The sequence below is a fragment of the Kitasatospora sp. NPDC058478 genome, assembly GCF_042720345.1.
GTDB lineage: Bacteria > Actinomycetota > Actinomycetes > Streptomycetales > Streptomycetaceae > Kitasatospora.
Genome location: NZ_JBHXML010000027.1, coordinates 65183 through 84535, shown reverse-complemented (window position 1 = coordinate 84535; position 19353 = coordinate 65183). Strand labels below are relative to the sequence as shown.

General features: G+C 75.7%; 19 protein-coding genes. 12 read left to right on the top strand and 7 right to left on the bottom strand.

Translation table 11 applies throughout. The features are described from left to right. Window positions 1-37: 37 nt before the first annotated feature. Window positions 38-295: a hypothetical protein gene (locus ACFWPT_RS17250; RefSeq protein ID WP_380374833.1), complete on the top strand. Its 258-nt coding sequence runs from the start codon at window positions 38-40 to the stop codon at window positions 293-295. A gap of 4 nt (window positions 296-299) precedes the next feature. Here the strand turns inward: ACFWPT_RS17250 and ACFWPT_RS17245 are convergent, their stop codons facing one another. After that, on the bottom strand, window positions 300-3596 hold the full coding sequence (locus ACFWPT_RS17245; RefSeq protein WP_380482484.1) for a sacsin N-terminal ATP-binding-like domain-containing protein: 3297 nt from the start codon (window positions 3594-3596) through the stop codon (window positions 300-302). Window positions 3597-3772: 176 nt separating this feature from the next. Beyond that, on the bottom strand, window positions 3773-4654 hold the full coding sequence (locus ACFWPT_RS17240; RefSeq protein ID WP_380374829.1) for a DUF3027 domain-containing protein: 882 nt from the start codon (window positions 4652-4654) through the stop codon (window positions 3773-3775). 582 nt (window positions 4655-5236) lie between these two features. Here ACFWPT_RS17240 and ACFWPT_RS17235 point away from each other — a divergent pair. The 4 genes from ACFWPT_RS17235 to ACFWPT_RS17220 all read left to right on the top strand — a co-directional run bounded on the left by ACFWPT_RS17235 (window position 5237) and on the right by ACFWPT_RS17220 (window position 8825). Then, window positions 5237-6604, top strand: coding sequence for an MFS transporter (locus ACFWPT_RS17235; RefSeq protein ID WP_380482509.1), 1368 nt, complete (start codon window positions 5237-5239; stop codon window positions 6602-6604). Between the two features lie 71 nt (window positions 6605-6675). After that, the gene (locus tag ACFWPT_RS17230) at window positions 6676-7206 is read left to right on the top strand and encodes a hypothetical protein (RefSeq protein ID WP_350877487.1); all 531 of its coding nucleotides are present in this window, start codon (window positions 6676-6678) and stop codon (window positions 7204-7206) included. Window positions 7207-7216: 10 nt separating this feature from the next. Further along, entirely contained in the window at window positions 7217-7981 is a 765-nt protein-coding gene (locus ACFWPT_RS17225; protein WP_380374827.1) for a futalosine hydrolase, read from the top strand. Next, on the top strand, window positions 7974-8825 hold the full coding sequence (locus tag ACFWPT_RS17220; RefSeq protein ID WP_380482480.1) for a 1,4-dihydroxy-6-naphthoate synthase: 852 nt from the start codon (window positions 7974-7976) through the stop codon (window positions 8823-8825). The genes ACFWPT_RS17225 and ACFWPT_RS17220 overlap by 8 nt, the downstream gene beginning before the upstream one ends. Window positions 8826-8835: 10 nt before the next feature. Here the strand turns inward: ACFWPT_RS17220 and ACFWPT_RS17215 are convergent, their stop codons facing one another. Beyond that, on the bottom strand, window positions 8836-9219 hold the full coding sequence (locus ACFWPT_RS17215; RefSeq protein WP_063348207.1) for a cold-shock protein: 384 nt from the start codon (window positions 9217-9219) through the stop codon (window positions 8836-8838). Between the two features lie 472 nt (window positions 9220-9691). Here ACFWPT_RS17215 and ACFWPT_RS17210 point away from each other — a divergent pair, with 472 nt between their 5' ends. Continuing rightward, entirely contained in the window at window positions 9692-9934 is a 243-nt protein-coding gene (locus ACFWPT_RS17210; protein WP_063348208.1) for a hypothetical protein, read from the top strand. Window positions 9935-9981: 47 nt separating this feature from the next. On the opposite strand, the gene ACFWPT_RS17205 is transcribed toward ACFWPT_RS17210, so the two are convergent. Further along, window positions 9982-10608, bottom strand: a complete 627-nt coding sequence (locus tag ACFWPT_RS17205) for an HAD family hydrolase (RefSeq protein WP_363377331.1) — start codon at window positions 10606-10608, stop codon at window positions 9982-9984. A gap of 100 nt (window positions 10609-10708) precedes the next feature. On the opposite strand from ACFWPT_RS17205, the gene ACFWPT_RS17200 reads away from it, so the two are divergent. The 4 genes from ACFWPT_RS17200 to ACFWPT_RS17185 all read left to right on the top strand — a co-directional run bounded on the left by ACFWPT_RS17200 (window position 10709) and on the right by ACFWPT_RS17185 (window position 14685). After that, window positions 10709-11740, top strand: a complete 1032-nt coding sequence (locus tag ACFWPT_RS17200) for a FecCD family ABC transporter permease (protein WP_380482477.1) — start codon at window positions 10709-10711, stop codon at window positions 11738-11740. Continuing rightward, window positions 11737-12840 carry a FecCD family ABC transporter permease gene (locus ACFWPT_RS17195; RefSeq protein WP_380482474.1) on the top strand — a complete coding sequence of 368 codons (1104 nt, stop codon included), beginning with the start codon at window positions 11737-11739 and terminating at the stop codon, window positions 12838-12840. Before ACFWPT_RS17200 ends, ACFWPT_RS17195 begins: the two co-directional genes overlap by 4 nt. Then, complete coding sequence (locus ACFWPT_RS17190; RefSeq protein ID WP_380482472.1) at window positions 12840-13646, top strand: ABC transporter ATP-binding protein; 807 nt, start codon at window positions 12840-12842, stop codon at window positions 13644-13646. Before ACFWPT_RS17195 ends, ACFWPT_RS17190 begins: the two co-directional genes overlap by 1 nt. A gap of 67 nt (window positions 13647-13713) precedes the next feature. Beyond that, a complete protein-coding gene (locus ACFWPT_RS17185) occupies window positions 13714-14685 on the top strand; it encodes an ABC transporter substrate-binding protein (protein WP_380482469.1) in 972 nt (323 codons plus the stop codon). Here ACFWPT_RS17185 and ACFWPT_RS17180 read toward each other — a convergent pair. Further along, window positions 14648-15481, bottom strand: coding sequence for a DUF6597 domain-containing transcriptional factor (locus ACFWPT_RS17180; protein WP_380482466.1), 834 nt, complete (start codon window positions 15479-15481; stop codon window positions 14648-14650). The two genes, ACFWPT_RS17185 and ACFWPT_RS17180, sit on opposite strands and share 38 nt — an antisense overlap. 101 nt (window positions 15482-15582) lie before the next feature. Here ACFWPT_RS17180 and ACFWPT_RS17175 point away from each other — a divergent pair, with 101 nt between their 5' ends. Next, the gene (locus ACFWPT_RS17175) at window positions 15583-16026 is read left to right on the top strand and encodes a MarR family winged helix-turn-helix transcriptional regulator (RefSeq protein ID WP_371517520.1); all 444 of its coding nucleotides are present in this window, start codon (window positions 15583-15585) and stop codon (window positions 16024-16026) included. Between the two features lie 42 nt (window positions 16027-16068). Here the strand turns inward: ACFWPT_RS17175 and ACFWPT_RS17170 are convergent, their stop codons facing one another. Continuing rightward, window positions 16069-17478, bottom strand: a complete 1410-nt coding sequence (locus tag ACFWPT_RS17170; protein WP_380482463.1) for an MFS transporter — start codon at window positions 17476-17478, stop codon at window positions 16069-16071. Window positions 17479-17713: 235 nt separating this feature from the next. Between ACFWPT_RS17170 and ACFWPT_RS17165 the strand changes: the two genes are divergently transcribed. After that, on the top strand, window positions 17714-18328 hold the full coding sequence (locus ACFWPT_RS17165; RefSeq protein WP_380374817.1) for a TIGR03086 family metal-binding protein: 615 nt from the start codon (window positions 17714-17716) through the stop codon (window positions 18326-18328). Between the two features lie 84 nt (window positions 18329-18412). On the opposite strand, the gene ACFWPT_RS17160 is transcribed toward ACFWPT_RS17165, so the two are convergent. Further along, window positions 18413-19291: a LysR family transcriptional regulator gene (locus ACFWPT_RS17160; RefSeq protein WP_380482461.1), complete on the bottom strand. Its 879-nt coding sequence runs from the start codon at window positions 19289-19291 to the stop codon at window positions 18413-18415. Between the last annotated feature and the right edge of the window lie 62 nt (window positions 19292-19353).

The window sequence follows — 19353 nt, the reverse complement described above, 5'->3', positions numbered from 1 at the left end:
GCAGCCTGGATGATCGATCGCGGAAGGGGGTGCCGACATGGCCCACACGGGTGGGGAAACCGAGCACGAGACCGGACAGGTGGAGGCGTTCACCGCCTTCCTGGCCGGCCTGCTGGCCGCCGGACTGACGGTCCTGGCCCTGGTGGGCGGCCGCTGGCTGACGAACGCCGGCGAGGTGACCGCCCCGGCGCTGCCGTGGGTGCCGACGGCCGTGAAGGCCCTGGTGGCGGCCGTCTGGCTGGCCACCACCACCGTCGTCTACCTGCGGTTCAAGCGCCGTGGGCGGGCCCGCTGAGCGCTCAGCCCTCGAAGTCCCGCGCCGCGGACAGCTCGTACGCCCGGTCCGGATCGGTGAGCACGGCCAGCACCTCGAACCGCCGGTGCCACTGCCCGACCGACCAGGCGAGCCCGGCCGCCAGGCCCTCCGGGGTGGCCGCGTGCAGCAGCCCGGGCACCGGCGGGAGCTCGAACTCGTCGTCCTCGTCGGCGGCCTCGGCCGCATCCGGGTCGTAGGGCGCCTCCGGGGCGTCCGCCTCGACGTCCCAACGCCAGTCCACGGCGGCGTCGTCGCCGTCCGGGCCGACCACCAGCAGCTCCTCGTGCTCCTCGTAGGCGACCGGGCAGCCGGGCAGCAGCTCCCGCACCACGGCGGGGACCCGGTGCAGCACGCCCTCGGAGAGCACCCGCCCGCCCGCCACCTCACTGGCGAGCGAGACGTGCAGCCGCTCGGCGAGGTCGGCGGCGAGCGCCGGGGCGACCGGCACCAGCGGGTACGGGTGCAGGAGCTGGACGAGGTCGGGCGCGTCGGCGACGACCGCCCTGGAGGAGTCGACGACCACCGTGTGGGCCGGCCGGCGGCCGGTGTCCGGGTCGAGCGGCGGCAGCGCCCGCACCACGTCGACCGGTTCGATCCGCTCGATCTCGACCCGGGCCAACGCGCTGTGCAGGCCGTGCAGTTGGCGGTGGCCGAGGTCGGAGGCCGGATCGGTGAGCCGGTCCAGCACCTCGTCCGGGCCGTGCGGTTCGGCGAGCAGCGCGGCCAGCGTGGTGCGCACCCCGAGCGCGTGCAGGAACTGCTCGTCCAGGGTCGTCCGGGCCTCGTCGTAGAGGCCGCGCAGCAGCGGGTCGGCCCCGGCGGCGCGCAGTCCGGCGGGCTCGCGGCCGTCCAGCACCGGGTGGTCGCGCAGCCACCAGGCGGTGTACGGCGGCAGGTCGGTGTAGGAGCCGTCCGGCAGCAGGGTGCGGACGGGGTTGACGACGGCGTCCCGGTACGGCGGGCGGGCGAGCGCGGCGAGCGCCTCGGGCCAGGCGTCGTCGTCGACCAGGTCGAGGTCGCGGACGGCCAGCAGTTCGGCGGCCACCGGCGGGACGCCCGCGACGTCGTCGGCCTGGAGGGCTTCGAGGGCGTCCTCGGCCCAGTCGGCGAGGCCGTCGGGCGCCTCGTCGAGCAGCCCGGTGGGGTGGCCGCCGGCCGCGCGGTCGGCGGGCGCGGTGGGGTCGAGCCGCTCCAGGTCGTCCGGGTCGAGCACCACGTCCTCGGCGCGGACGAGGACGAAGTCGGCGAGCACGCCGACGGTGGTGAGCACCTCCGGGCCCCAGCGCTCCAGCAGCTCGTCGTCCACCCAGCCGGCGTCCTCCTCGCGGGCGAGGGCCGCGAACGGGCTGCCGGGCAGGACGAGTTCACCGGCGCGGGCGGGCTCGCCCTCGTCGTCGAGCAGGGCCAGCCGGGCCAGCCAGCGGTGCTCGCCGGCGGCCGGGCCGGCGACCTTGACCAGCGCCAGGACGGCGTCCGCCAGTTCGAGCGCGGCCTCGACGTCGTCCTCGGCCACCTGGTAGGAGCGGGCGACGGCGGCCCGCACCTCGGGGGTGTCGAGCACCCCGGCCGGGGTGGCGGTGCCGGCGCCGAGCTTGGCGAGCAGCGGGTGGGCCGCCTCGGGGTGGGCGAGCCGCAGGTCGAGGGCGGCGAGCGCGTCGGCCAGCGACTCGGGGTAGCCGGGGAAGGCCGCCCAGTCGGCGTCCTCGGAGGGCAGCAGGACGCGCCGGGGCCCGGTGATGGTCCGGCCGTCGGCGAGCGGGACGGGCAGCGCGCCGAGCGCCTCCGGGTCTGCGGCGCCGAGCGCCGCGTACAGGTTGCGCCACCAGGCGGGCTCTCGGTCCAGGCCGCCGAGCTGGTCGACCACATCGGCCAGCGGCACCCGGCGCACGTTCAGCACCCGCAGCTCGGTGCGGCGCTCCAGCCCGGCCGGCAGCAGCCCGGGAAAGATCGGCGCCAGCGCCTCGACCACCGAACCGTCCGCCCCCTCCAGCAGGGTGGCGTCCCGGGGGCGCAGCGCGGGCGTGCCCGCCTCGACCGGCGCCGGGTGCGGCAGGAACGGCGTGCCGGGCAGCCGGGAGAGGACGGCCGCGCGGAGCGCGTTGTCGAGCGCGCCCTGGCCGAGCGGCCCGGGGACGAGGCCGAGCGAGCCGAGGTCGGCGCCGCGGGCGCGCAGCAGGTCGGCGTAGCTGTCGGCGGCGCGCTCGGTGAGGAAGTCGGCGAGCGCGCCGGGGGCGACGTGCCGGCGGGTGGAGTCCAGCGGGTAGGAGGCGATGAGCAGCGCGGGCAGGCCGATCGGCTCGTCGCTGGGCGTGGGCGCGTGCAGCACCGGCGCGATGCCGGGCGCCTGCGGGGTGCCGTCGGCGGCGACCGGGACGGCCCAGGTGACCGTCCAGTACGGGCGGGCGCGCTCCTCGGTGGGGCGGTCGGCGAGCAGCTCGGCGGCCAGGGTGCCGGTGGCGCCGGCGGTCTGCCAGCGGGTCCGCCGCGGCCGGCCGTCCGCGTCGTCGGTCACGGTGACCTCGGTGACGCCGTCCGGGCGGGGCTCGGCGGCGGCGCGGGTGAGCGTCCGGGTGCCCTCCGGGGTCTCCACCACGACCTCGGCGAGGCCGGGCAGGGTGAGCAGCAGCGCGTCGTCGATGCCGGCGAGCAGACGGCGGGTCAGGTCCTCGGCGGCGGCGTCCCGCAGCGGCAGCACGACCACCGTGTCGTAGCCCTCGGGGGCCGGGCCCTCGGCGGCGAACGGCAGCCGCAGCAGCGGCACGTGGCCGTCCCGGCGGCGCAGTTCCTCGGCCAGCGCGGGCTGCGCCTGGGCCAGCGAGCGGGCTTCGCCGAGCGACCAGCGCACCCCGCCGGCGGCGCCGAGCACGGCGGGCTCGTCGGTGACGGCGAGCACGGCGGCGAAGCCGACGCCGAACCGGCCGACGGCGGGCGTCTCACCGCGCTTGGAGGAGGCGCGCAGGGTGGACAGCGACTCGACGGCGGCCGCGTCCAGCGGGGCCCCGGTGTTGGCGGCGGCGAGCACGCCGTCGGCGAGGGTGAGCCGCAGCCGGCCGGGCCCGTGCCCTGCCCGGACCGCCGCGTCGGCCGCGTTCTGCGCCAACTCGACGACCAGGCGGTCGCGGTAACCGCCGAGCGCGAGTTCCTCCTCGGCGTTGGCGTCCTCCCGGAACCGGGCCGGCGAGGCGGCCCAGGCGTCCAGCACCCGCCGGCGCAGCGCGGCGCTCCCGAAGGGGTCCGCGAGGTGCTCGTCCGTGCTGCTGCCGATGATCCGAGGTTCCACTGGACCTGCCGCCTTCCGCCGCCCTGTACTTCGTACGGGGGGCATTCTCCCCCGCCCCGGCCGCTGCTCCGGACCGCGCCCCCGCCGCCGAGCCCCCGCAGGGCCCCCACCCGCACGAACGCCGCGGCCCGCCCCACCGGTTCGGTGGGGCGGGCCGCGAGCGACGACAGGTCCGGTCAGGAGTGCCCGAGCTCCTCCGCCGGGGCGTCCGGCTCGACCGAGCCGGAGGTGCGGTCCGGGTGCAGCTGCATCGGCTCGACCACCAGCTCGTCCAGGATCAGCTCGGACGGCGCCGGCGGGGCCGGGATGACGGCCGCCTCGGAGTGCCCGCCGCAGCCGTACGCGAAGGAGACGATCTGCCCGTCCGCCGGCCCGAACTCGTTGCCGCACACGCCGAAGGCCTGTCCGAGCGAGCCGCCGATCGGGATCAGGAAGCCGCAGCTGCCGCACGCGGCGGGCGCGGCCTGCGCCATCGGCGTCTGCGAGCCGTGCGCCTTCTCCCAGCGGTCGGCGGCCAGGTGCAGGCCGAGCCGGGAGAGCACCCGGCTGCGGCCCATGCCGAGCTCCTCGGCAACGGCGTTGATCTGGGCCCGGGCCGGGGCGGGCTGGATGCCCGGGTCGGTGACGACCACGTCCTCCTCGGCCGCGAGGGCGACCGCGGAGTTCGGGGCGGGCTCGTCCTCGCCGCTCCAGCCGGGTTCCAGGCGTGCGTCGTCGGCGTCTGTGGGCAGCAGGTCGCCCGGGCCCATGTCGCCGGGGCGCAGCCGCTCGCTCCACGGCACCCACTGGGGGGCGAGGACGGCGTCGGCGCCGGGCAGCAGGACGACCTCGTCGAGGGTGACGTTCTTCGCGCGCGGGGCACGGGCGACGGTGACCGCCCAGTGCCAGCCACGGTAGGCGGCGTCCAGGCACTCGAAGGTGTGGGTGACGACGCGGTCGGCGTCCGCCTGGGCGCCGAGATGTGGTCCGACGGTCTCCGGGCCGACGGCCTCCTCGGCCGCCTTCCGGGCGAGTTCGACGGCCTCGGCACAGAGCCGATCGGGGGTACGGCTTCGCATCGCAGCACTCACGGCGTCGATTCTCTCCCAGTTCTTCTGTCGCCCACGGCGTGTTGCCTGTTCCGTCGCGGCTCGATAGTCCCTTGTCCATTCTGCGCGACCAGAGGCCGCCGCGGATACCGGCCGCGCCGCTCGTCCGGGCCTGCCGGCGCCCCGGCGCTCGGCGCGCGGCCCCTGGGCAGGCTACCCGCCGGTCGGCGCCCCAGCACAGTCCGGGGCGGTGGCGGCCGTTCCGGGGCCGCGCCGAGGGGGGTGGATTCCCGCGTCACTGCGGCGATTCTGGGGCAGGATGGGCATGTGGCGGACGAGGACCCGTCGCAGCACGCACTGCACGCCTCGCAGGCCGGCAGCCCCGACCAGGCGGACGCCGTGCCGCGACAGCAGTCTCCGGCCCCCACTGCGGGCGAACCGCAGCCGGGGGGCGATTTCGAGTCGCCCACCGCCCCCGTGAGCCTCGTCAAGACCGGCGCCGCGATCGCCACCGCGACCGGCACCGGCGCGGATCCGGCCGTCCACGCCCGGCAGCTCACCGCCCTGGACGGGGACCCTGGCGAAGAGGACCCCGAGCCGAGCCGCAACGTCCTGGTCCGGACCGCCTCCGCCGCCGGCGCCCGCACCGGCCGGGTGGTGCACGGCACCGGCCGCCGGATCCGCAAGGCCACCTCCGCGGAGGGCGCGGGCGAATCCGGCCTGGCGAAACTGATCGAACTGCACGCGCTGAACTCCTTCGGCGACATGCTGATCACCGTCGCGCTGGCCTCGACCATCTTCTTCTCCGTGCCCACCGGCGAGGCCCGCGGCCGGGTGTCGCTGTACCTGCTGATCACGATGGCCCCGTTCGCCCTGCTGGCCCCGGTGATCGGCCCGCTGCTGGACCGGCTGCCGCACGGCCGCCGGGCGGCGGTGGCGATGTCGATGCTGGCCCGGGCGGTGCTGGCCTGGACGATGGCCGGGGTGATCACCGGCGGCGGTCTGGCGCTGTACCCGGAGGCGCTGGGCGTGCTGGTGGCGTCCAAGGCGTACGGGGTGGTGCGCAGCGTGGTGGTGCCGCGGCTGCTGCCGAGCCGGCTGTCGCTGGTGAAGGCGAACTCCCGGGTCACCCTGGCCGGGCTGCTGGCCACCGGGGTGGCGGCCGGGGTGGGCGGTCTGCTGCACCTGATCGGGCCGGGCTGGCCGCTGCGCGGCGCGTTCCTGGTCTTCGTGATCGGCACCCTGATGGCCTTCCACCTGCCGCACGCGGTGGACTCCGCCAAGGGCGAGCAGCGCGCCGTCCTGCACGCCGAGGTCCACGGCGAGGTCCACGACGGGGTGCACGGCGAGCGGGCGCCGGAGGACGCCAGGGCCCCGAAGGCCTCGCTGCGCACCGTCGGCCCCTCGGTGATCCTGGCGCTGCGGGCGATGTCGGCGCTGCGCTGGCTGGTCGGCTTCCTGGTGATGTTCCTGGCGTTCCTGCTGCGCGACGAGCCGATCGGGGGCCTGCGGCCGACGCTGGCGCTGGGCCTGGTGGCGCTGGCGGCGGGGACGGGCAACGCGCTGGGTTCGGTGCTGGGCTCCTGGCTGCGCACCCGGGGCCCGGAGGCGACGGTCACCGCGATGCTGCTGCTGGCGACCGGCGCGACGGCCGCGGCCGCGCTCTGGTACGGCGTGGTGACGGTGGTCCTGGTCGCCGGCGTGGCCGGGGTGGCGGCCTCGCTGGGCAAGCTGTCGCTGGACGCGCTGATCCAGCGGGACGTCCCGGAGGCGGTGCGGACCTCGGCGTTCGCGCGCTCGGAGACGCTGCTCCAGCTGTCCTGGGTGGCCGGCGGCGCGGTCGGCATCCTGCTGCCGCTGAACGGCGTGCTGGGTCTGTCGGTGGCCGCCGGGGTGGTGGGCCTGATGCTGCTGTGGACGGTCCGCACGCTGTTCCGGGTGGGCCTGCGGCGGCACCCGGCGGCGCCCAGGGTGGCCTGAACCGGCATGGGCAACACGCGGTGGCCGACCCCCGCGTAGCGTGATCGGCGAAGCCCGGTAGATTCTGACGCATGAGCCTCAATACCCGTGCCATCGCCGCCCTCGGCGCCGTCGTCGTGGTCGGTGCTGCCACGGTCGGCACGTCCGTCGCCATCGCGAGCGGCCAGACCGAGCACAGCTCCCACCGCGCGACCCTGACGGTCGGCAACTCCTCGATCGTCGCGGACCCGCTGTGCTTCAACGGCGGCAGCCCGATCACGGAGGACCTGCAGCAGGAGTGCCAGCAGAAGGCCACCCAGGCCCTCGCGGAGGGCACCCTCCCGACCTCCGACGTCGTGGTGAGCGACCGGGTCGGCGTCGGTGTCTCCCCGAACGTGGCCGACACGGGCTGGTGGGCCTTCACCAACGGCGGCTCGCAGGGCCAGGGCGGGCGCTTCAGCCTGTTCTCCTACGCCAAGGGCCCGACCTTCTCCGGCTCCCAGCCGGCGAGCCAGGTGCTGAACGCCTCCGGCAAGACCCTGGTCACCGTGGTCGAGGGCGACAAGAACTCGGACAACCCGGTCGCCGTCTGGTACTTCCAGCTGAACACCCAGGACAGCTGACGTTCCCGCGATGACCGCACACGCCGTCGCGGACGAGCGCAGCGAGCAGTCGGGCCCCGACCGGGCCCGGCTGCTCGTCGTCGTCGCGGTGCCCGCCGAGGCCGAGGCCGTCCTGCGCGGCCTGCCCGGCCCGGCCACCGTGCTGCCGCTGCCCGGCGGTGCGCTGCACCGGGCCGCGGGCGCCCCGGTGGACGTCCTGGCGGGCGGGGTCGGCCCGGCGGCCGCCGCGGCCGCCGCCTCCGCCGCGCTGGGCGCGCAGACGGCCTCGGGGGGCCGCTACGGCCTGGTCGTCTCGGCCGGGATCGCCGGCGGGTTCGCCCCGCACGCCCCGGTCGGCACCACCGTGCTGGCCGACGCGATCGTCACCGCCGACCTCGGCGCCGAGACCCCCGAGGGCTTCGCCGACGTCACCGAACTGGGCTTCGGCACCGTCCGGCACAACCCTCCCCCGGCCGCCGTCGCGCTGGCCGCCCGGGCCCTGGGCGCCGCCACCGGCCCGGTGCTGACCGTCTCCACCGTCACCGGCAGCGCCGAGCGGGCCGCCGCACTGGCCGCCCGCCACCCGGGCGCCCTGGCCGAGGCGATGGAGGGCTTCGGCGTGGCCGAGGCCGCCGCCCGGTACGGCGTGCCGGTGCTCGAACTGCGGACCGTCTCCAACCCGGTCGGCCCGCGCGACCGGGCCGCCTGGCGGATCGGCGAGGCGCTGGCCGCCCTGGAGCGGGCCTTCGCCGCACTGCCCGTCCACGAACTGATCGAGGAGGCCGGCCGTGGCTGAACGGCTGAGCATCGCGTACTCGCCCTGCCCGAACGACACCTTCGTCTTCCACGCCTGGGCGCACGGCCTGGTGCCCGGGGCGGACGCCCCCGAGGTGACCTTCGCGGACATCGACGTCACCAACGGCCTGGCCGAGCGCGGCGAACTGGACGTCCTGAAGATCAGCTACGGCGCGCTGCCCTGGGTCCTGGACGAGTACACCCTGCTGCCCTGCGGCGGCGCGCTCGGGCGCGGCTGCGGCCCGCTGGTGCTCACCCGGCCGGGCACGGACGCCCCCGCGGACCTCACCGGGAAGACGGTGGCGGTGCCGTCCGAACGCTCCACCGCCTACCTGCTGTTCCGGCTCTGGGCCGCGAAGGCGGTGCCGGGCGGCTTCGGCGAGATCGTCGTCCTGCCGTTCCACGAGATCATGCCCGCCGTCCGGGACGGCCGGGTGGACGCCGGCCTGGTGATCCACGAGGCCCGGTTCACGTACCGGCAGTACGGCCTGCACAGCCTGGCCGACATGGGCGAGGCCTGGGAGCAGGAGACCGGCCTGCCGATCCCGCTCGGCGCGATCGTCGCCCGGCGCTCGCTCGGCGCCGAACGGCTGCGCGCGCTCACCGACGCCGTCCGCGCCTCCGTCCGGCAGGCCTGGGCGGACCCGGGCGCCAGCCGGGAGTACGTGCTGGCGCACGCCCAGGAGATGGACCCGGCCGTCGCCGACCAGCACATCGCCCTGTACGTGAACGAGTTCACCGCGGACCTCGGCGAGGAGGGCTACGCGGCCGTCCGCGCGCTGCTCACCCGGGCCGCCGCGGAGGGGCTGGTGCCCCCGCTCGACCCGGGTGCGCTGGCGTTCTGATCCCCCTCGGTCAGACGTCGAACTGGTCGGCCACCGCGCGCAGCAGGCCGGCCAGCTTCTGGCCGGTCGCCTTGGCCGGGTAGCGGCCGTGCTGGAGGCCCGGCAGCACCGCGTCCAGCGTGGTGATCAGGTCCTGGACGATCGGCGCCATGTCGTCGGCGCTCTTGCGCTGGGCGGCGGCCACCGACGGCAGTGCGTCCAGCAGTTGCACGGCCATCGCCTGGTCGCCGCGGTGGCCGGCGACCACGCCGAACTCGACCCGCTGGCCCGGCTTCAGCACGGTGACACCGGCGGGCAGCGCCTTGGTGTGGACGAAGACGTCGCCGCCGTCGTCGCGTGACAGGAAGCCGAAGCCCTTCGTCTCGTTGAACCACTTGACCTGGCCGGTGGGCATCTCGACAGTCCTCGAATGGGTGTGAGGGATCCCGGCCCTGGCCGGGGATCACTGGGTGGTGGGGAAGGCAGCCGACCTCGGCTCGGCGCCCGCGGGCGCTCATGGTCAGCACGCTGTCAGGAGCAGACTAACGGTCCGTCACTGCCTCATCCGCGTTCCGCGAAAGATCCGCGTTCCAAGGCCCGTTGGGGGCGGTACGGGCGCGGCGTTCTCGCGATCACGGGCGACCCGGTACTGGCACAGCCGGGGCGCGGCTCAGCACGGTCCATCGGCTCACACCCCCGGGTCTGAGGAAACGGGGCGCACGTGTCGCACCCCTCGGCACCCCCTGCATACCCCCGCCCAGCAGGGATCAAAACGTTCAGCTTCCGAGAAACTGCGCAACGTGACCGGACCGCGCCGGTGACGGGGCCCGGCGGCCGCTCTGCCAGACTGGACCGACCGCCCGACCAGCCCCGAGGAGCGAGCAGACGTGAGCAGCCAGAGCGCCGACCCCGGCGACGTGTACGTCAAGGCCGGGACGATCGTCTTCGGTCTGGGCGCGCTCGCCACCCTGGTCACCTTCGTCCCGCTGTTCCTGCACCTGACGCCGCTGCCGACGGCCGCGTACTGGCTGAGCATGCTGATGCCGGCGGGCTTCCTGGCCGCGCTGACCGGGCTGTTCCTGAACGCGCGGGCCCAGCGCCGCCGGGTGGAGTCCGCGGCCGCGTCCTAGAACGCGGCCCCGGGACCCGGCCCCAGGGCGTGCCCCGGGGCCGCGGCTCAGCCGGCCAGGTGGGCGTCGAGCCAGGCCGGGAACCCGGTGAGGTCCGCCAGCACCACGTCCGCCCCGGCCGCGCGCAGTTCGTCCGCGCTGTACGGGCCGGTGGCCACGCACACCGCGACGGCGTCCGCGTGCCGGGCGCCCCGGATGTCGCCGAGGTGGTCGCCGACGTAGACGCTCGCGCCGTACTCGCGCAGCGCCTCGCCCTTGGTCTCCGCCCAGAGGTCGCCGACCAGCGCGTCCGCGTGCAGCCCGGCGTGCTCCAGGTGGAGGCGGGCGTTCGGCTCGTACTTGCCGGTGATCACCGCGACCCGGCCGCCGTGGTCGCGGACCGCCTCGACGGCGGCGTGCGCGCCGGGGAGGGCGACGGTCGGGGCGAAGGCGAGGTCGCGGTAGAGCTCGCGGTAGCGGGTGGCGGCGCGCTCCACCTCGTCCTCCGGGAACCAGTTGCGGATCTCGTCCAGCAGCGGCGGGCCGAGCCGGGTGACCACCAGGTCGGCGTCGATGCGGGCGCCGGTCTCGGCCGCGAGCGCCAGGTAGGTGGCGTGGATCCCCGGCCGGGTGTCCAGCAGCGTCATGTCGAGGTCGAAGCCGACGGTGAGCGGGGCGGTGCGGGTCTCGGGCATGCCGCCAGGCTATCCAACGGGCGGTTCGGGGAGCCGGGGCAATTTGCCCCGGCTTCCGACGGGAACTTAGGTTTACCTGAGTTGTCTGCGGAGAGGGCCCATGACCGACACCACCGCGCCACCCGGCGCGCGACGGACAGCGCGCCGCCGAATACTGTGGCTCGCCGCCGCGCTGGCCGTCCTGGCCGCCGCGGTGCTGCTGAGCCTGGCGGTCGGCAGCCGCACCATCCCCTTCGGCGACACCCTCGACGCCCTGCTGCACGGCGGCGACACGGCCAACGCCGTCGTCGTCCGCGAGCTGCGGGTGCCGCGCACCGTCGTCGGGCTGGCCGTCGGCGCGGCGCTCGGCCTCGCCGGGGCCGTCATGCAGGGCCTCACCCGCAACCCGATCGCCGACCCCGGCATCCTCGGCGTCTCCCAGGGCGCGGCGGCCGGCGTGGTCCTCGCCATCTCCGGCTTCGGCGTCTCCACCCTCACCGGCTACGTCTGGTTCGGCTTCGCGGGCGCCGTGATCGCCACCGTGCTCGTGTACGGCCTGGCCGGGCGCGGCCGGGGCGGGGCCACGCCGATCAAGCTGGCGCTGGCCGGCTCGGCGATGTCCGCGTTCATCGCCTCGCTCAACACCATGGTGCTGACGACCGACGCGGCCACCATGGACCAGTTCCGCTTCTGGCACGTCGGCTCGCTCTCCGGGCGGACCTCGGACGTGGCCTGGCAGCTGCTGCCGTTCCTCGCCGTCGGCACGGTGCTGGTGGTCGCGGTGGCCCGCGGCCTGGACGCGCTCGCGCTCGGCGAGGACACCGCCAAGGGCCTCGGTGCCAAGACCGGCCTGGTCCGGGCGGTCGGCGCGCTCGGCGCGACGGTGCTGACCGGCTCGGCCGTCGCGGCCGCCGGGCCGATCGCCTTCGTCGGCCTCGCCGTCCCGCACACGGCGCGGGCCGTCGCCGGCGCGGACCACCGCTGGGTGCTCGCCTTCTCCGCCGTCCTCGGCCCGGCCCTGCTGCTGCTCGCCGACACCCTGGGGCGGGTCCTCTTCCCGCCGTCGGAGGTCCCGGCGGGCGTGATGACGGCGCTCGTCGGCGTCCCGGTCCTGGTCGCGCTGGTGCGCCGCCGGAAGGTGGTCGCGTCATGAGCGCGCAGGGCGGGCGAACCGTCGGGCGCGGCGCCGTCTCCCCGCGCGGGTACGCCGTGCTGCGGGCCGGGCGGGCGTCCGTGCTGCTGCACCGCCGGTCGGCGGTGGTGGCGCTGGGCCTGCTGGTCGCGCTGGCCGGGACGGTCGTCGCCTCGCTCTGCCTGGGCGAGTCGGCCGTGTCGCCGGTCGAGGTGGTGAAGGTGGTGCTCGGGCAGCCGAGCCCGCACGAGCTGGTGGTCGGCGAGTTCCGGCTGCCCCGGGTGGTCGTGGGCCTGCTGGTCGGCACGGCGCTGGGGCTGGCCGGGGCGCTGATCCAGACCGTCGCCCGCAATCCGCTGGCCAGCCCCGACGTGGTGGGCGTGACCTGGGGCGCGACCGCCACCGTCGTCGGGCTGATGGCGTACGGCGTGGTCGGCTCGACCGGTCAGGCCCCGTACGCGGCGGTCGCGGGCGGGCTGGTGGCCGGGCTGCTGGTGTACGCGCTGGCATGGCGGCGCGGCCTGCACGCGCAGCGCTTCGTGCTGATCGGGATCGGGATCAGCGTGGCCCTGTCCTCGCTGACCTCCGTGTTCCTGACCAAGGGCGACGGCTTCCAGGCGCAGGCCGCGAAGGTCTGGATGACGGGCAGCCTGAACGGCGCCGGCTACAACCAGGCCGGCTGGCTGGCCTGGGTGCTGCTCGCCGCCGTGCCCGTCGCCTTGTGGGCGGCGCGGGCGCAGCGCTCGATCTCCTTCGACGACGCGACGGCCGTCGGCCTGGGCCTGCGGCTGGACCGGATCCGCCTCGGCATGGCGCTGCTGGGCATCGTGCTGGCCTCGTGCGCGGCGGGCGCCGCCGGGCCGGTGGACTTCGTGGCGCTGATGGCGCCGCAGATCGCGCTGCGGCTGGTCCGGTCCGCGCAGGTCCCGCTGTTCTGCTCGGCGCTGACGGGCGCGCTGGTGGTCGTGCTGGCCGATCTGATCGCCCGGCGGCTGATGGCGCCGACCGAACTGCCGGTGGGCGTGGTGACCGGCATGGTCGGCGCGCCGTACTTGATGTGGCTGCTGATCCTCCCCCGAACTCCGTTCGGGGGTACCCCCATCCGTCGTGGAGGTTCCTGATGTCCGCTCACCGACTGGAGGCCCAGGGCCTCACCCTGGCCTACGAGGCGCGCACGGTCGTCGAGGGCCTGGACGTCGGCATCCCGGACGGGCGGGTGACGGTGATCGTCGGCCCGAACGCCTGCGGCAAGTCGACGCTGCTGCGGGCCCTGGGGCGCCTGCTGAAGCCGGTCCGGGGCGCGGTGCTGCTGGACGGCGAGGAGCTGGCGCGGATCCCGACGAAGCGGATCGCCCAGCGGCTGGGGCTGCTGCCGCAGTCGCCGACGGCGCCGGAGGGCATCTCGGTGGCGGACCTGGTCTCGCGGGGCCGCCAGCCGCACCAGAGCTGGTGGCAGCAGTGGTCGCCGGAGGACGAGGCGGCGGTGACGGAGGCCCTGGAGCGGACGTCCACGGCGGAGCTGGCCGAGCGCAGCATGGACGAGCTGTCCGGCGGCCAGCGGCAGCGGGCGTGGATCGCGATGGCGCTGGCGCAGGGCACGGACATCCTGCTGCTGGACGAACCGACCACCTACCTGGACATCGCGCACCAGGTGGAGGTGCTGGACCTGGTCCGCCGGCTGAACGTCGAGCGCGGCCGCACGGTGGTGGCGGTGCTGCACGACCTCAACCAGGCGGCCCGGTACGCGGACCACCTGGTGGCGATGCGGGACGGCCGGGTGGTGGCGCAGGGCGCGCCGACCGAGGTGGTGACGGCGGAGCTGGTGCGGGAGGTGTTCGGGCTGGAGTCGGTGGTGGTGCCGGACCCGGTGACGGGTACGCCGTTGGTCGTTCCGGGGGCCCCGTGGGCGGCGGCCGTGGACGCCTGACGGCAATTCCACACCAAACCGGACATAATCGGCGCGCCCCCGAAGCCTCACCGCCTGAGGACCGCCGATGCACCGGATCGCCCGCCGTTCGTTCCTCGCCGGTCTCGGCGGTGCCGCGCTCGCGGCCTGCACCACCCGGCGGCCGGCGCCGCCGACCGCCGACGGCCTGGGCGCGGCCGCCTCGCCCACCCCGGTGCCGCCGGTCACGGTGGACACGGCCACCGGGCCGGTGCTGGTGCCGGGCGAGCCGCTGCGAGTGGTCGTCCTCGACACGGACGTGCTGGACTCGGCGCTGACCCTCGGCATCACCCCGGTCGGCGCCGCGCTGCCGGCCGCCGACATCCGGTTCCCGGGCTACTGGCCGGCCTCCCGGGTCGCCGGGATCCACCGGGTCGGCCTGGCCGGCGCCCCGGACCTGGTCGCGATCCGGGCGCTGCGGCCGGACCTGATCCTCTCCAACCAGGCGCGCGACGGCGACCGCTACGACCAACTGCGGGAGATCGCGCCGACCGTACTCACCCAGACCACCGGCGCGCCGTGGAAGGCCGACTTCCAGGTGCACGCCCAGGCGTTGAGCCGGGAGGCCGCGGCGGCGGCCTTCGTCTCCTCGTACCAGCGGCACGCCAACCAGGTGGTGCAGGCCCTGTCGGCGGCGAAGGCGTCCGGCCGGAAGGTGAGCCTGGTGCGGTTCGTGGAGGGCGGCGGGATCCGGCTGTTCGGGAAGCAGAGCTTCCCCGGGATCGTGCTGTCGGACGCCCAGGTGGGGCGGCCGGACGCACAGAACGTCGACCAGTCCGACGTCGAGATCCCGCTGGACCAGATCGCGAAGGCGGACGGCGACCTGCTGCTGTACGCCACCTCCGGCGACCCGGCCCTGGCCGGCACCGACGCCGCGCTGGAGAGCCCGGGCTGGCAGGCGCTGGGGGCGGTCAAGGCGCACCGGGCGTTCCCGGTGGACGACCAGCTGTGGTTCCAGGGGATCGGGTACACCGGCGCCAACTTCATGCTGGCCGAGCTGCAGCGCTTCCTGGAGGCGTGACCCACCGCGCGGCGTCGGCGTAGCGGGCCGGGGAGGTGCCGACGGCGGCCGTGAAGTCGCGGGTGAGATGGGCCTGATCCGCGTACCCGAGTTCGGCCGCGAGCGCCGCCAGGTCCAACCCGCCGCCCGCGTCGGCGCGTTCGGCGGCCTCGTGGAGGCGGGCGCGGCGCAGCACCCACTTCGGGGAGGCCCCGACGTACTCGGCGAACAGCCGCTGGAGCCGGCGGACGGTGAGGCCCAGCTCCCGCGCCAGGTCGTCGACCCGGCACAGGTCGGGGGTGCCGGTGATCCGCTCCACCATGGCGGCGACCTCCTGCGCGACCGGGTCGGGCGCGGGCAGCCGGGGCAGCAGGAAGGCGTCCGCGAGGGCGGCCTGGTCCCGCGGCCGTTCACCGAGCACGTCCTCGTTGAGCCGGTCCGCCTCGGGGCCGAAGTAGGCGGCCGCGGGCACCGACCGGTCCGCGAGCCCGGCCACCGGGTGCCCGGCGAACGAACGGAACGCGCCCGGCCGGAACTTCACTCCCAGCACGTGCCCGGCGCCCTCCAGGCGGCGGACGAAGAGCGACCGGTCGACCCCGTAGACGCGGGCCCTCGGGGCCTCGAAGACCAGGTGCACGTTCGGGTGGGCGAGCACCTTCTGCTCGTACGGGGGCCGGCCGCGCAGGTCCCAGCGGACCAGCCAGTAGAACTCGACGAAGCGCGCCACGGCGGGGGCGGGCGCGCGCCGCTCCACCCTGATCGCCTCCGCCGCGCGGGCGGGGTGGAGCACGCCGCGTCCGAGGTCGGGAGAGTCCATACCCGCCAGGCTAGGCCTTGTCCGGTATGGACTCTCCGGGCCCGCGACGCCCGGGTTCCGGCGCCGGTCGGGGCGGCCGCACCCTGCCATAAGCTGGCACGGTGAGTAGCGAACCGGCCCCGCCCGAGGACACCGCCGTCGAGCTGATGCGCGCGATGACGCGGCTGCGGGCACGGCTGCGCACCGAGGCCCCGATCGACGACCTGCCGTGGAACTGGTCGCACCTGACCACCCTGCACCGCGTCGTGCAGCAGGGCCCGGCGACCGTGACCGAACTCGCCCAGGCCGAGCACGTGCGCCGCCAGTCCATGGCGGAGACCGTGGCCGCGCTGCGGGCCGGCGGCCTGGTCAGCGCCGCCAAGGACCCGAACGACGGGCGCAAGTCCCTCTTCAGCGCGACCCCGGCCGGAGCCGACCTGTGCGAGCGGATCCCGGCGGCGCGGGAGGCGTGGCTGGCCGAGGTGATCGGCTCCACCCTCCGGGCCGGCGAGCGCAAGACGCTCGACCGGGCCGCCGAGATCATGAACCGCCTGGCGGACAGCTAGCCCCTGTCCGGTTCGCCTGCGGTGGCTAGGTCCTGTCCGGTCCTAGGACTCGGCGAGTCGGCGGTCGCAGACGGTCAGGACGAGGAGGAGGGCGGAGATCGCGACCAGCACCCAGGCGATGGAGTGCAGGCCGCCGTCGTCCACCCGGTCGTGGAAGGCGGTGCCGGTGATCGCCGCCGAGGCGATGGAGCCGAGGTAGCCGAAGGTGCGCAGCAGTCCGGAGGCGGTGCCGACCGTGGCGGCGGGGGCCTCCTGGTAGAGGACGGTCTGGTTGGCGACCGTCCCGGCGCCGGAGGTCAGTCCGAACACCGCGCTGACGGCGACGACCGCCGCCATCGGGGTGCCGCCGCCCACGAACAGCACGGCCACGGCGCCGAACAGCAGCAGCACCGAGCAGACGATCAACGGCAACCGCACGCCCGTCCGTCGTGCCACCACCCGGGCGGCCACGGCGCTCAGGACGCCCATCGGCATCAGCGCCAGGCCGGCCTGGTAGGCGGACAGCCCGCGGGCCGCTTCCAGCCACTGGGTGAGCCCGTAGAGGATCACGTACGTCCCCATCAGCGTCAGGCCGTTGCGCACGTAGGTGCGGGTCAGGGCCCCGTTGGAGGCGAGCAGCCGGACGTCGAGGAACGGGTGGGCGGCGCGCAGTTCCCAGCCGACCAGCACGGCGGCGAGGACGAGGGCGGCGGCGAGCGCGGGCCAGTCCGGGCGCGGCAGGGCGGAGAGGAAGACCATCAGGGCGGTCAGCGAACCACCGAAGCCCAGCATGCCGGGCAGGTCGAGGCGGGAGGCGAGGGCGCGGGGTGAACCGGGGCGCACCGGGTCGGGGTCCGACGCGATCCCGACCACCGCCAGGACCAGGGCGACGGCGGCGACCGGAATGTTGATCCAGAAGGCGGTCTGCCAGCCGAACCAGCCCACCAGCAGCCCGCCGAGGGCGGGGCCGACGGCGACGGTGGCGGCGCCGGTGATCGCCAGGCCGCCGAGCACCCCGCGCGGCGGGGCCTGGTAGCCGGCCTGTTCGGCGCGGCGGCGGATCAGCAGCATCGCGGCCGGGTAGCCGGCCGAGGTGCCCGCGCCGATCAGCACCCGGGCCGCGATCAGGGCGGCCATCGAGTGGGCCAGCGTGCCGACGATTCCGGCCGCGAAGACGAGCACGATGCCGGCGATGAAGATCCGCCGGGGCCCGAACTCCTCGGCGAGCCGCCCGGCGGCGGGCTGGGCCAGCGCGCTGGTGAGGTACAGGCAGGAGATCAGGACCGCGGTGTCCCCGACGGGGAGGTGCAGGGCGGCCGCGATGGCCACCAGCGCGGTCGCGATGATCGAGCTGTTGACCGGGTTGAGCGAGGCCCCCAGGTACAGCGGGACCACGAAGCGCGGGCCGAAGGGGTTTCCGGCGGGCGCCGGGGTCGTCTGCCGCGGGGTGCGGGTGTCGCCGGGGAGAGGCATGCCGGGTTCCTTCCGCTTCCTCCGGGACCTCTGCGACGGGGCGGGGCCTGCTGGGGAGATCCCGGCGGAGATGAGCAGGCTGCCTGCTGAATATTAGCAGTCTGCCTGCCTATTTTGAAGGGTTCGCCGTCGTCGGGGCGGGCCGCCGCGAGCCCCGGCCCGACGCTCCTGGTCAGGGCGCCGACCGTCGCGTTTCTTCAAGACCCGGCAGCCCCGACCGGCGCAGGATCGGGGCATGAACGATCACCCCACCCCGGACACCCACCCGCCGCACCCCCTGCACCCCCTGCTGGCCCGCGCCGCCGCGGCCGCCGCACGCGTCGCCGACGGCGTCCCGGCGGACCACCCGCTGGACGGCCCGACACCCTGCACGGACTTCGACACCCGCGCGCTCGTCAACCACTGGGTGCTCTACACCTCGCACGGCCTGGAGCACCGGGCCCGCCGCACCGAACTGCCCAAGGCGCTGGTCGACCACGACTTCACCGCCGACCCCGGCTGGCCCGCCGCCTACGCGGCCCAGCTGGACCGCGCCGTCGCGGCCTGGGCCGACCCGGCCGCCTGGGAGGGGGACGTCGACCTCGGCGGCTCCCCGGCACCGGCGGAGGGCGTCGCCCGGATGCTGATCGCGGAGCTCGTCCTGCACGGCTGGGACGTCGCCCGGGCGACCGGCGGTCGGATCGGGATCGACGAGGAGCTCGCGCAGCTGGTGCTGGAGGTCGTCGGGGAGAACGCCGAGCTGTACCGCCAGTACGGCGGGTTCGCCACCCCGGTGGCGGTGCCGGACGGCGCCCCGGCGCTGGACCGCGCGCTGGCCGCCTCCGGGCGCGATCCGCGCTGGAACGCCTGAGCGGCTGAGCGGCTGAGCGGCTGAGCGGCTGAGCGGCTGAGCGCTCAACCGGTTAGCCGGTCAGCCGGTCAGCCGGTCAGGCCCTCAGCCCGTCGCCCGCAGGGACGCGCGGAGCCGGGCGTGCAGCAGGCGCACGGCCGGCGAGTGCTGGCCGGGTCGGGCGACCAGGCCGAGGCGGGCCCGGACCGGCGCATCGGCGACGGGGACGGTCCGGAGGCCCTCGCCGGCGGCGGAGGAGGGGCTGAGGACGGCGACGCCGGCCCCGCGCTGGGCGAGCCGGAACAGCGTGGCCGGGGAGCTGGCGTCGATGTCCACCCGCGGTTCGAGGCCGAGTTGCAGGCAGGAGTGCTCGTAGGCGGCGCGGATGCCGGTGCCCGGGGAGAGGCAGAGGATCTTCTCGGACGCGAGGTCGGCGAGCCGGAGGGAGGGGCGGTCCAGGCGGTGGCCGGCGGGGACGATGGCGGCGATCGGCTCGTCGACGACGACGGTGACGTCCAGGCCGGGGGCGGCCTCCTTGGCGAAACCGATCAGCGCCAGGTCGAGGGCGCCGGAGAGGACCTGCGCCTGGAGCAGCTCGGAGTGGCCCTCGTGCAGGCTCAGTTCGATGCCGGGGTGGGTGCGGCCGAGGTCGGCGACGACGTCGAGGAACGGCGGGATCGCGCACCCCATGATCATCCCGAGCCGGACACGGCCGCGGACGGCGTCGGCGAACTCGGCGGCGGTGTGCTGGATGGCTTCGAGCGTGGCGAGGGCGTCCTTGGCCAGCGGCAGGACGGCCTCGCCGGCGGGGGTGAGGCGGACCCGGCGGCCGGAACGGTCGAGGAGCAGCTGGCCCAACTCGCGTTCCAGCTTGCCGACCTGGGTGCTGATGCCGGACTGGCTCACGTGCAGGCGGGTCGCGGCGGCGGTGAAGGAGCCCTCGTCGACGACGGCCGCGAAGTAGCGCAGCTGGTGCATCTCCATAACCAACGATGATAGCTGGGATCTGATCCATCTGTTGGACGGATGGCGGAGTGCTCGGGAGG

Excerpts from the sequence above, each read along its gene's own strand:
- ACFWPT_RS17250 (WP_380374833.1), top strand. The coding sequence starts at position 38 with ATGGCCCACACGGGTGGGGAAACCGAGCACGAGACCGGACAGGTGGAG.
- ACFWPT_RS17240 (WP_380374829.1), bottom strand. The coding sequence starts at position 4,654 with ATGCGAAGCCGTACCCCCGATCGGCTCTGTGCCGAGGCCGTCGAACTC.
- ACFWPT_RS17230 (WP_350877487.1), top strand. The coding sequence starts at position 6,676 with ATGAGCCTCAATACCCGTGCCATCGCCGCCCTCGGCGCCGTCGTCGTG.
- ACFWPT_RS17225 (WP_380374827.1), top strand. The coding sequence starts at position 7,217 with ATGACCGCACACGCCGTCGCGGACGAGCGCAGCGAGCAGTCGGGCCCC.
- ACFWPT_RS17215 (WP_063348207.1), bottom strand. The coding sequence starts at position 9,219 with ATGCCCACCGGCCAGGTCAAGTGGTTCAACGAGACGAAGGGCTTCGGC.
- ACFWPT_RS17205 (WP_363377331.1), bottom strand. The coding sequence starts at position 10,608 with ATGCCCGAGACCCGCACCGCCCCGCTCACCGTCGGCTTCGACCTCGAC.
- ACFWPT_RS17200 (WP_380482477.1), top strand. The coding sequence starts at position 10,709 with ATGACCGACACCACCGCGCCACCCGGCGCGCGACGGACAGCGCGCCGC.
- ACFWPT_RS17195 (WP_380482474.1), top strand. The coding sequence starts at position 11,737 with ATGAGCGCGCAGGGCGGGCGAACCGTCGGGCGCGGCGCCGTCTCCCCG.
- ACFWPT_RS17190 (WP_380482472.1), top strand. The coding sequence starts at position 12,840 with ATGTCCGCTCACCGACTGGAGGCCCAGGGCCTCACCCTGGCCTACGAG.
- ACFWPT_RS17185 (WP_380482469.1), top strand. The coding sequence starts at position 13,714 with ATGCACCGGATCGCCCGCCGTTCGTTCCTCGCCGGTCTCGGCGGTGCC.
- ACFWPT_RS17180 (WP_380482466.1), bottom strand. The coding sequence starts at position 15,481 with ATGGACTCTCCCGACCTCGGACGCGGCGTGCTCCACCCCGCCCGCGCG.
- ACFWPT_RS17170 (WP_380482463.1), bottom strand. The coding sequence starts at position 17,478 with ATGCCTCTCCCCGGCGACACCCGCACCCCGCGGCAGACGACCCCGGCG.
- ACFWPT_RS17165 (WP_380374817.1), top strand. The coding sequence starts at position 17,714 with ATGAACGATCACCCCACCCCGGACACCCACCCGCCGCACCCCCTGCAC.
- ACFWPT_RS17160 (WP_380482461.1), bottom strand. The coding sequence starts at position 19,291 with ATGGAGATGCACCAGCTGCGCTACTTCGCGGCCGTCGTCGACGAGGGC.